The organism is Paenibacillus sp. FSL R5-0473, from assembly GCF_038004565.1.
GTDB lineage: Bacteria > Bacillota > Bacilli > Paenibacillales > Paenibacillaceae > Paenibacillus > Paenibacillus amylolyticus.
The window spans coordinates 4,638,482-4,650,147 of sequence record NZ_JBBORL010000001.1 but is presented as its reverse complement, the minus strand read 5'-3'; the positions used below and the strand labels follow the sequence as shown (position 1 = coordinate 4,650,147).

At 47.8% G+C, this 11,666-nt stretch carries 8 protein-coding genes; 7 read left to right on the top strand and 1 reads right to left on the bottom strand.

The window, feature by feature from the left end; genetic code table 11:
• The first annotated feature begins 181 nt into the window (after positions 1-181).
• The 6 genes from MKY28_RS20480 to mglC all read left to right on the top strand — a co-directional run bounded on the left by MKY28_RS20480 (position 182) and on the right by mglC (position 8,745).
• The gene (locus tag MKY28_RS20480) at positions 182-1,915 is read left to right on the top strand and encodes a response regulator transcription factor (RefSeq protein ID WP_340936819.1); all 1,734 of its coding nucleotides are present in this window, start codon (positions 182-184) and stop codon (positions 1,913-1,915) included.
• Positions 1,912-3,729 carry a sensor histidine kinase gene (locus MKY28_RS20475; RefSeq protein ID WP_340936818.1) on the top strand — a complete coding sequence of 606 codons (1,818 nt, stop codon included), beginning with the start codon at positions 1,912-1,914 and terminating at the stop codon, positions 3,727-3,729. Before MKY28_RS20480 ends, MKY28_RS20475 begins: the two co-directional genes overlap by 4 nt.
• The gene (locus tag MKY28_RS20470) at positions 3,716-4,894 is read left to right on the top strand and encodes a substrate-binding domain-containing protein (RefSeq protein ID WP_340936816.1); all 1,179 of its coding nucleotides are present in this window, start codon (positions 3,716-3,718) and stop codon (positions 4,892-4,894) included. The genes MKY28_RS20475 and MKY28_RS20470 overlap by 14 nt, the downstream gene beginning before the upstream one ends.
• Before the next feature lie 174 nt (positions 4,895-5,068).
• Complete coding sequence (locus MKY28_RS20465; protein WP_036672480.1) at positions 5,069-6,130, top strand: galactose ABC transporter substrate-binding protein; 1,062 nt, start codon at positions 5,069-5,071, stop codon at positions 6,128-6,130.
• Between the two features lie 74 nt (positions 6,131-6,204).
• The gene (locus tag MKY28_RS20460; RefSeq protein WP_340936815.1) at positions 6,205-7,710 is read left to right on the top strand and encodes a sugar ABC transporter ATP-binding protein; all 1,506 of its coding nucleotides are present in this window, start codon (positions 6,205-6,207) and stop codon (positions 7,708-7,710) included.
• Positions 7,711-7,725: 15 nt separating this feature from the next.
• A complete protein-coding gene (mglC, locus tag MKY28_RS20455; RefSeq protein ID WP_340936814.1) occupies positions 7,726-8,745 on the top strand; it encodes a galactose/methyl galactoside ABC transporter permease MglC in 1,020 nt (339 codons plus the stop codon).
• Positions 8,746-9,021: 276 nt separating this feature from the next.
• Here the strand turns inward: mglC and MKY28_RS20450 are convergent, their stop codons facing one another.
• Positions 9,022-9,357, bottom strand: coding sequence for a hypothetical protein (locus MKY28_RS20450; protein ID WP_338707904.1), 336 nt, complete (start codon positions 9,355-9,357; stop codon positions 9,022-9,024).
• 274 nt (positions 9,358-9,631) lie between these two features.
• Here MKY28_RS20450 and MKY28_RS20445 point away from each other — a divergent pair, with 274 nt between their 5' ends.
• Positions 9,632-11,188 (top strand): ATP-binding protein, encoded by a 1,557-nt coding sequence (locus MKY28_RS20445; RefSeq protein WP_340936813.1) that lies wholly within the window; start codon positions 9,632-9,634, stop codon positions 11,186-11,188.
• The last annotated feature ends 478 nt before the right edge of the window (positions 11,189-11,666 follow it).

The following is an 11,666-nucleotide window of genomic DNA, read 5'->3' as shown; positions in this document are numbered from 1 at the left end:
AATAAAGAAAGCGATTACACATCCCTGATAATATTGTATATTATGATGGCAACCTTGGAACAGATCAACATGAGCCTTTGCTTCAATTAGGTGGGCAATAAAAAATCAAATGGATTCACAATGCTACATATATATTCGTTGATAGGGCATAAGGCCGGCATCAAAAGGGAGGAATCCAAACGTGTACCGGGTACTGCTGGTGGATGATGAAGAAGATGTGCGTGAAGGACTTGTTGTAGAGGTCGATTGGGAAGCGCTCGATCTGCGGATTGTCGGTTTGGCTGAGAATGGGCGTGAAGCATTGGAGATGTCGGAGCGGGTGGAGCCGGACATTGTGGTGACGGATATCAGCATGCCATTCATGAATGGTCTGGAACTCGCTCAAAGATTGAGGAAACGTAATCCACTCGTAAAGGTGGTCATTTTGACTGGATATGATGAATTTGATTATGCGAGGCAAGCCATCTCGTTAAGTGTGGACGAATATCTACTGAAGCCGTTCTCGGCAGGACATCTCACCGAACTGCTCACAAGACTGCGCGCTCAGATGGCGGCTGAAGTGGCTGAGCGTGAAGATGTACAGCAGCTGCGTGAGCACTATCATACCAGTTTGCCTTTATTACAGGCAGATCTGATGGCGACCTTGCTCCATCGACAGAAATCCTCAACATATATTCATAGTAAAGCCAAACAATGCGGATTGGATCTGACAGGAGAACGTTATGGGGTGTCCGTATTGACACTGCATATGGATGGAGATGTACAGAAGGAGAAGTCTGAGGGAGTATTCAGCGAGCCCCCACAACGACATAACAAAACAACATCCGAGGTAGCGGATCAGTCTGAGATATTCATTCCCGGAGGTTCCTTGCGTCAATCTGAGGATGCTGAGCTGAAACGCTTTGCGGCACTTAACATTGCGGCAGAAGTTTGGGCGGAGCATGGGGCTGGTCATGCCTTTATGCATCAGGAGACGATTGTCCTGCTCTATGTGGATCGTACGGGCGGTACAGATGGAGTGAAGCGGCAACAGAAGGCATTGGAAAATGTGATGCGCAGCATCAACCACTATTTACGTATCCCGGCTACGGTGGGCTCTGGTCAGATTGTGGATACACTCGCGGATGTGAATCATGCCTATGAAGATGCCCTGCTGGCATTGGATTATCGGCTTGTGCCGGGGACAGATTCAATCATATACATTGCGGACGTGGAGCGACAGACGGCGGGCAAGTTGCGGTTCGACGAGTTGAAGCAGCAGACGTTGACACGATGCCTGAAGGCAGGTACACAAGCAGAGCTGGAGGAAGCACTGGCGATCATTTTCCGGGAAATTACAGTGGAACACGGGCGAAGTGATATTCAGCTCTATTTAATTGAAGTGTTAACAACAGTATGGAAGGCAGCACAGGCATCAGGGGAAGCGATGGAAGACATCTTTGGTGCAGGGTTCCAGTTGTATGCGGATTTGTTCCGACTGCCGGGACTCACTGAGGCACAGAAGAAGGTACAGGAGGTCTGTCTACTCGTGCAACATCGCATTGCGAGCGGACGCCAGCATGTATACAAAGATATTGTCGAGCAGGCGTTAGTCTTCACGAAAGAGCATTATGCCGACCCGGACCTGTCCATTCAGAAGGTGTGCGGACATTTGCATATCAGCTCCGGTTATTTTTGTGGCATTTTCAAAAAAGAAGTACAACTTACCTTCCTGCAGTACCTGATGCAGATCCGAATGGAGGCAGCGCGTGAGCTGCTTCGCTCGACCGAGCTGAAGTCGTTTGAGATTGCGGAGCAGGTTGGCTTTGCCGAACCCAATTACTTCAGTTTTTGTTTCAAAAAACATATTGGCGTCTCACCCAAAGAATATCGTAAACAGGCTTCCCAGGCGGCAAGTGAAGGTTCGATCCGATGAAGTTCTTGTCCAGATGGGTGAAGTCCACGGGACCTCAATTACGCTCTCGTCTGCGTTCGTCCAGAGTCAGCAGTATCCGGTTTATTATTACATGGTCCTTTTCCGTCTTCATCGTTTTGGTGCTAACCATCATGGCGATGCTTCTGCATGACAAGTTCACGCAGGCTGCCGAGCGAAGTGCAGAACTGACGACGAGACAGATTGTGGATCAGGTCAGTTATAACCTGGAGGATTACGTCCGTAGTATGTCTCATCTGTACCGTGCCATTGAGGAACACATGCTGCGTGACGGGACATGGGAAGGGGAACTGGTGGACAAACAGCTTGACACACTGCTCAGCAGTCGTGAAGATATCATCTCGATTACTCTGCTTGATTCCACGGGGAAATTGCTCAAAAACCGACCTACAGCCGAATTAAAAACCAGCGCCCATGTGACACAGCAAGGGTGGTTTCAGTCTGCGCTTCGTGTGCCGGATCACCTGAGTTTCTCGTTACCTCATATTCAGAACATGTACACAGGCCCATATAAATGGGTCGTTTCCATGAGCAAAGGCATAACGATACGGCAAAATGGTCAGGATCGGCAGGTTATTTTGCTGGTCGATATCAATTTCAAACAGATGGATGAACTGAGCCGTCGGGTCAGTCTGGGGCAACGAGGATACGTGTATATCATCGATGAGAGTGCGGGCAATATCGTGTACCATCCGCAGCAACAATTGATGTATATGGGACTCAAAAGCGAGAATATCGAACAGGCTTTGGTGGCTTCCGGCAGTTACGAAGATGAAGCAGATGGGCAGAAAAGGCTGAATACCGTAAAGTCCGTTGCCAATATCGGGTGGAAAATCGTCGGTGTTGCTTATCTGGATGAGATTATGACAACGCGTCAGGAAGTGAACGGATATCTCATTCGTGTATTGGTCGTTGTACTGGTACTGGTCATTCTTGTCTCGCTGTTCTTATCCTCCAGTCTGACTCGTCCGATTCGGCGAATGGAACGTAAAATGAAGGCCGTAGAGCGCGGGGATTTCAACGTGGAGTTGCCGATTGAAGGGCCACTGGAGGTGGAACGACTATCCCGTCGCTTCAACCTGATGGTCAATAAAATTCGCACCCTGATGGATGAGATCATTCATGAACAGGAACAGAAGCGGCGTCTGGAGCTGGAAGCTTTGCAGGCCCAGATTAATCCGCATTTTTTGTACAATACGCTGAATTCCGTGGTGCGCATGGTAGGCATGAGCCGCAATGAGGAAGTGATCACGATGATCACGTCTCTCTCTCGCCTGTTCCGCATCAGTCTTAGTCAAGGTAAAACGATTATCACGATCAGGGAAGAGCTGGAACATGCGCAGCATTATTTGACGATTCAACAGATGAGGTTCAAGCGCAAATTCAACTTTACCATCCATGCAGATGAGACGCTCCTGGAATGCCTCACATTAAAGCTAGTGCTGCAACCCCTGATTGAGAACGCCATTGTTCATGGCATCGAGTACCACATGGACGAAGGAAGTATTGAGGTCGATGTTTATCGTGAGGACAACAAGCTGGTGTTTCGCATTACAGATAATGGGGTCGGCATGACGGAAGAACAGATGTCGGGATTATTAAGTGGTCGTCCTGTGGTCAAAAGTGGTGCAGGCTCCGGCGTGGCGGTGCGCAATGTGCATGACCGAATCCGGCTCTATTATGGGGAGGGCTTCGGACTTGAATTTGCAAGTGAGTTGGAAGAAGGCACCACGGTCTGGGTTCGGATTCCCATTCAATCGCAGCAGAAGGAGGGCGAGCCTAATGACAGACAATAAGGAGAATAGGGGCGATATCCACAGCCACAGAGTTGTAGGGTCATACATTCGTACGTTTTGGAAAAAGGTTGCTGCGATCTTTCCTGGAATCCGGAAACGTCGGTTAGTAACCCAGACAGCTGCAAGCTGCTGTCTGCTCATATGCAGCGCCTGTGGCTTATCTAGTCCCGATGCTATGGCAGTACCGCCACGTATCGCGCTGATTACGCCAGCTGGGACAGGGGAACTTGCGGAAGCTATCCGGCTTGGTGCCGAAGCGGCTGCCAAAGAGAACGGAGCCGAACTGATTACCGTGGAAGCATACCCTTCCGATGGTGATGTGTACATGCCTGCCATTCTGGACTCTGCTGGAAGTCAGATGCAGGTCAAACAGGCAAATATCAACAGCCATACGTTGTCTCGCAGTGGGCGAGAGCAGGCTCAAGTGGAGGCCGCCGCATCGGCTCTGAAGCAGGGGGCATCAGCTCTATTGGTTGATCCCCTAAGTGAGAAGGCCCTTAGTGACATCATTCAGGAGGCACAGACAACAAATTCCGATGGAACCATTGTTCCTGTCATTGTGCTTAACGATGAATTTCCCGTGAAAGGCATCACCAGTTTCATCTCGATGGATAATGTTGAGGCGGGAAGACAGGCCGGCCAGGCTATGGCGGAGCTTCTGGAAGGGAAAGGTCATGTGGCTTTATTAGGCCCCGATCCTCTTAATTCTGGTCTTACTCAGAGAGAGCAGGGAATTATGGAAGCCTTGGTACAGTATCCTAATATTCAAGTGGAACCCAAATCGATATGTAATACACGGGATGGATGTTGGCAGACTGCGAAGCAATTGCTGGACCAGCAGGAGGTGGATGGCTTCATTACTCTTCAGGAACTTGCTTCTCTGGGAGCAGCCGATGAACTGAATCGACGCAAATCTGCGGAAAAGGTAAGGATTGTTGGATTTGGCAGTGAACAACAGCAACTGGAGCAATTGCAAGAAGGGGTCTTTGATCATCTCATCGTCCAGAATGGATACAGTGCAGGTTATCTGGGGTTGAATCAAGCCGTTGCGCGGCTGAACAATCAACAGGTGCAAGCGAGAGTGTTACTTGAGACCAAGCTGGTTAGTACAGACAATATGTTCTGGATGGATAACCAGAAGCTGTTGTTTCCTTTTGTACAATGAACCAATGCTGGAACGAGTGCCGGAACGAATGCTGAACGAAGAAATTAAGGTGTTTGTTAACTTGAGGAAGATTTCGATAGAACAGGTGAAGATATTGTATTCGAATTTAATGTAAACCCTTTCATAATAAAGACATCGGTGAAGCCGAATGAACTTGGGGGAGGTCATTAGGATATGAAGAAAACATGGATGACACTGTTGATTACGGCATGTATGGTTGTGGCGGCGGGGTGTAGTAGCGGCGGAGACAGCGCAGGTGGAAGTACGGGAACAGATACAGGAGGCCAGACAGCAGCCGGTACGGAAACGCCCAAGATTGGTGTTGCCATCTACAAATTTGATGATACATTCATGACGGGTGTACGTAATGCGATGACCGCAGCAGCGGAAGGCATTGCGACCCTGGATATCGTAGATAGCCAGAATGCACAGCCGACCCAGAATGAGAAAGTGGATCTGTTTGTGTCCAAGAAATACAATGCAATGGCCGTGAACCCGGTGGACCGGACGGCGGCAGGTGTCATCATTGACAAGGCTAAGGCAGCGAACATTCCAGTGGTATTCCTCAACCGTGAGCCAGTAGCTGAAGATATGAACAAATGGGATAAAGTGTACTATGTAGGAGCAAAAGCGGAGGAGTCCGGTACGATCTCCGGTCAGCTGATTGTGGATTACTGGAAAGCACATCCGGAAGCGGACAAAAACGGCGATGGCAAACTGCAATACGTCATGCTGAAAGGGGAACCGGGTCACCAGGATGCAGAGCTTCGGACCAAATATTCGGTTCAGGCGATCCAGGATGCCGGTATCGAAGTGGAAGCACTGGCGGAAGACACGGCGATGTGGGATCGGGTAAAAGGTCAGGAGAAAATGCAGGCGTTCCTGGCTTCCCATGGTGACAAGATTGAGGCCGTTCTCGCAAACAATGATGACATGGCCTTGGGAGCCATTGAGGCATTGAAAGCAGCCGGATACTTCAAGGACGGCAAATCCATGCCGGTTGTAGGTGTGGATGCAACAGCTCCAGCCATTCAGGCTCTCCAGGATGGTACAATGCTGGGCACGGTGCTTAATGATGCCAAGAATCAGGGTGCAGCCACAGTGGCACTGGCTTCCGTACTTGCCAAAGGTGAGACACCAACAAAGGAAAATACCAAATACGACATTACAGATGGTAAATACGTCTGGATTGCATACAAAAAGATTACCAAAGACAACATCGCCGACGCCCAATAACAGCACGAGACAGGGACGTCCGACATTCGGGTAGCGTCCCTTTTTTGCCGGTCATATGGAAGGGAGGAACCAAGATGGAGTCACCTTACCTGCTGGAGATGAATGGAGTTTCCAAAGCATTTCCGGGTGTGCAGGCACTAAGTCAGGTCACATTGAAAGTGAAGCCGGGGACGGTTCACGCCTTGATGGGAGAGAATGGAGCGGGGAAATCCACACTTATGAAATGTCTGTTCGGCATGTATCGTCCAGATGAAGGAACGATACGCATCGAAGGAAAGGATGTGGATATTCCGAATTCCAAAGCGGCACTTCAGCAAGGCATATCCATGATTCATCAGGAGCTGAATCCGGTCCCGCATCGTCCGGTGATGGAGAATATATGGCTGGGTCGTTTTCCGATGAGGGGAATACTGGTGGACGAGAAACGGATGTATACCGATACGCTGGCCCTGTTCAAGGACTTGAACCTGGATATTGATCCGAAGGCTCAGGCGGGAACACTGTCTGTCTCCAAGATTCAATCCATGGAAATTGCCAAGGCGGTCTCTTTTCAATCCAAAGTCATCGTCATGGATGAGCCAACTTCTTCCCTGACAGGCAAGGAAGTGGATCAGCTCTTTACCATTATTAATGAACTGCGCAGTCGCGGCGTATCCATTATCTATATTTCACACAAGATGGAGGAGATCCTAACGATCTCGGATGAAGTGACAATCATGCGTGATGGCTTTGTTGTCGGGACATGGGATGCTGCGGATTTAACAACAGATCTGATCATTACACGTATGGTTGGCCGTGATCTGGACGAACGTTTCCCGGAACGGACGAACGTACCCGGTGAAGTGATATTAAAAGCCGAGGGTCTGACATCAAGCCAGTCCAAATCGTTTCGTGATGTATCCTTTGAGCTGCGAAAAGGTGAAGTGCTTGGCATTGGCGGCTTGGTTGGAGCACAGCGGACAGAACTAATTGAGTCCTTGTTTGGACTGCGTGGACTCGCTTCAGGTACGATTTCGATTCATGGGCGCAAGGTGAAGATTAATTCCCCCGCAGCAGCGAAGCGTCATAACATTGCGTTGCTCACGGAAGAAAGAAGGGTTACAGGAATCTTCCCGGTGTTGTCGGTGTATGAGAACACGATCATTGCCAGTCTGGGGCGCTACCGAAATCGTGTGGGCTTGCTGGACGAGAAAAAGGGCCGCGAAGAGGCACGTGAGCAGACGCAGAAGTTTAGAACCAAAACGCCTTCAGTTAACACGCTGATTCGAAACCTGTCTGGCGGCAATCAGCAGAAAGTTCTGCTGGCCCGTTGGTTATTGACCGACCCGGAGATTCTGCTGCTGGATGAACCGACACGTGGAATCGATGTAGGGGCCAAGTTTGAGATTTACACCATTATTACGGAACTGGCTCGTCAGGGCAAAAGCATTATCATGATTAGCTCGGAGATGCCCGAACTGCTGGGTATGTCGGATCGCATTATGGTGATGAGCGAAGGGCGTCTCACCGGAATCGTGGACGGAGCCGAGGCAACAGAGCAGGATATTATGAGGCTGGCCGCGCAGCAGCGGATGGCTTAGTCAGGAGGGAAACAGATGAACACACAGATGATCAATCAAGTAAAACAATATGTAACACAACGCGCCATCTTTATCGTATTGATCCTGCTCATTATTGGTATTGCCATCGCTGATCCGAACTTCCTTGCATTCTCCACACTACGAGATATATTACAACAGTCCTCCACAAGAGCCATTATTGCACTTGGTGCAGCCTTCATCCTTGTCACGGGCGGGGTCGATCTGTCCGCTGGACGGGTGGTTGGTCTGACGGCGGTTGTATCGGCATCGATGTTACAAATTGACGAGTATACCAATCGCTTCTTCCCCGATCTGCCCCAGTTGTGGGTGGGTCTGCCGATCCTTGTCGGGATTACCGCGGGTCTATTCGTGGGATTGGTAAATGGACTCATTGTCGCCAAATTACATGTGCCACCTTTTATCGCAACGTTGGGTACGATGGTTGCCGTGTACGGACTGAACTCCATTTATTTTGATACGGAACCCAACCAGTCACAGCCGATCGGAGGATTGAGACCCGATTTTACGGTTATTGGCTCTGGATACATTGATCTGGGCGGGGGTTATTCCATCCCGTATATTGTCCTCATTGCTATTGCGGTGGCATTAGTCTGCTGGGTGATCTTTAACAAAACACGTCTCGGCAAAAACATGTACGCGATCGGTGGCAACATTCAGGCAGCGCATGTATCCGGGATTCATGTGGCTCGCAACCTGGTGACGCTGTATGCCATTGCGGGTGCACTGTATGGTTTGGGTGGTGTGCTTGAGGCAGCACGCACAGGTGGAGCAACAAACAATTACGGTAACATGTATGAGCTGGATGCGATTGCTGCATGTGTGGTAGGCGGCGTATCAACGGCAGGAGGTATTGGAACGGTACCCGGGGTTATGGCGGGTGTGCTGATCTTCGGGGTCATTAACTATGGTCTGACGTTTATCGGTGTAAGTCCATACTGGCAGTTGATTATCAAAGGATTGATCATTGTTGCTGCGGTGGCTTTTGATATCCGTAAGTATATGGCGAAGAAATAAGATTAACGTGAAAAGGTTACACCAGTCACTCCGATGACAGAACAACCTTCTGATCGCTGTTATCCCCAGATTTTTTGATTCCCTTCTAAAGAAGTGAAAATCCGGGTATAGCATATGCTTCCGATGCAGCTTTCTTTCAGAAAGCTTTTAGGCGAACGCTCCGCTTCTTCAGGTTATTTCTGTCCTCTACGTTATCGTGTAAACAATTTGTTCATCTTATATGGAAAAGCAGCAAAGAAGCCAGCCCTCGGGATATAGAGAGCTGGCTTTAATTGTTTAACCATTGACCATCCAATCGATAACGGGGATAACTGGTCCAATGATGCATAAGAGCAACATGAATCCGGCGACGTTATAAGATACACTTGTGCCATAATGCGAACGATTTTTTTTGGCGATCAAGAAGGCAGGAATCCAGAAGAGGGCTGCTACTACAAAAGGAATGTGAAGTCCTTGAGTTCCGTTGCTATAAATCGGTATGTTTATTAAGTTAAAAAGATAATGACTGATCATAAAATTTGTTTTGCCCCATTGGAAATTAAAGGCGAGACCCATCAATAGTACGAGTAGAGATAGAGTACCCAGACCGAAAGGTTTTCGTTGTGTTGTCATGTGATATCCTCCATAAGAAAGTATTTATCCTAAATTAATCCATTAATGTATTGTACCACAATAATGATTTATGCGAAGAGGAATTGTTTCACTTTTGTTGATTACAATTACATCATATGTCCTATTGCCTTCATAATTTATACATTCGTGCGAATTTGGCGAGCCTCCACTAATCGACAACATCAGCTAATCATAATCGATATAATACATGTACATAAGTTATTTGATGTGAGTTTTATGTCAAAGGGGGCGAGGCTGTTTGCTTAGTTACACGATGAAAATGGTGATATTCCCGCTAGGTTGTCTGCTTGTCATTCTGTCCTCTTATGTTCTCAGGCTTACCCCTCATATGGCAATAATGTCACTTTCGGCGACATTATTGGTAGCAAGTATTTATGGGGAGAGACGATATCCTGTGCTGCGAAAATTTCAGTGGATTTTTCTCGGGATATTCCACTATTTCAGTGAACTGAACTGGTGCAACATGCTGTATTATATGCTCATTATTTCAATGATCCAGGACAAACCAAGGTTGGCGCAGACCTTGCCGATTTCGTTGCTGCTTATGTTGCAATATACGTTGATTCGGCTTTCGTATGTGCCTGTAGATACATATGCTTTGCTGGTTTCGTTATTTGACCTGTTAACCTCGGTTGTTATCATTTTTTTGTATCATACCTTAATCAACAGTGAGGTCGAGAAGCGCAGGCTTCGGGAAAAAAATCGGTTCCTGACCCTGCATGATCCGCTTACCGGACTGTTGAATTACGAAGGTTACATGGAGGTGTTACATAAGACAGTAGAAGAGCAACGGTCTTTTTTGCTTGTCCTTTTGAACGTCAATAACTTTAGCGGCTTTAAAAAAGAGTCAGAAGATCCTTGGTGTACGGTAATCACAGGTACAGGCCAGATGATCAGCAATCATTTCACCGAGGCCTATGGCATATCCCGGTATGCAGGAGACCGATTTGCGGTCGTTTTGCCAGAGATACAGGATGTGGAAGAACGAATGTCGTCACTACTATCCGTGCAGCTTCAAGGACTCCAGGTAAGCTACAGCATCTCCCTGTACCCGGAAATGTCGGATTCGTTGCAACACTTTATGACGGTAGCCGAGGATAGGCTGCTTCAACAACAGCGCAGCAAATGGCTGAAAAATGAAGAAGAAGTATTTCGTTCCGAGAGACTAAGGGCTGTAGGTGAACTGGCCGCGGGTATGGCTCACGAAATTCGGAACCCGCTTACCGCAATTCGGGGATTCCTGCAGCTGTCCCGTGGACAAGCATTTAATATCGCGCCATGGTATGAAGTGATTATGGGTGAAGTGACGAGAGTAACCGATCTGACAGCTGAATTTTTGCAGTTTTCCAAACCACATGCCAATCACATGAAGCCTGAACATTTGGGTCACTGCCTTGAACGAGTGATGTCTTTGACCGAGTCAGATGCGGCATCCCGAGGGCATCAAATTACGCTTGAAATGACTAATGAGCCAGTTGTGATCATCATGGATCGAGATAAAATTGTGCAGGTATTGATCAATCTGATTCGTAACGCTTTTGAAGCAATGACAGACCCTGGTGAGGTCCATATGGATTTGTTGCAGGACGGAGACGCAGTGCTCATTTCAATTACAGATACAGGAAGCGGCATTCCGGAAAATTCGCTATCCACCATCTTTAATCCATTTTATACAACCAAAGAAGAAGGTACGGGACTGGGACTTGCACTCTGCCAGAAAATCGTTCAGGATCACAATGGTAAAATTACCGTCCATAGTGAAATGGGGGTTGGTTCCACCTTCACGCTTCATCTGCCAATGGAGACGTGAATCATATAACTTACCAGAGATAGCAATTAAGTAGTCATTAGACAAAAACATAAAAACGCCGCATGGGTCCAGAAGAACCCCATGCGGCGTTTAATATTTCGATTAATAAGTTGATGTGTGGAGTCCACATCGGTTCAGATCATTTTAGCTATATAAGAGTGTGTCTGCAAATTCAAGTAAGCGATATGATGATGGAGGTCAGCGTATAAAAGTCTGAAGTTCAAGCCGGTTGATCCTTGGCGAATGGGTAGTCGATTTTCTAAGGAACATAGGACGTCTTATTTGGCCTTCAAGTCCTTACTTTAATTTGTAAGAAACTTCAGACGCGTTATTTCCCAACATCCCATGAAAAAACGCTGAAAATAGCTGTTTGTTTGGATATAACGTGTCTCAGGTTCTTTAGATTTCTGAGGGAGCTTTAAAAGTAACAATAAGACGCCTCAGATTCGTTAGCTTACGCTCTTGCTCTGCTCCAACC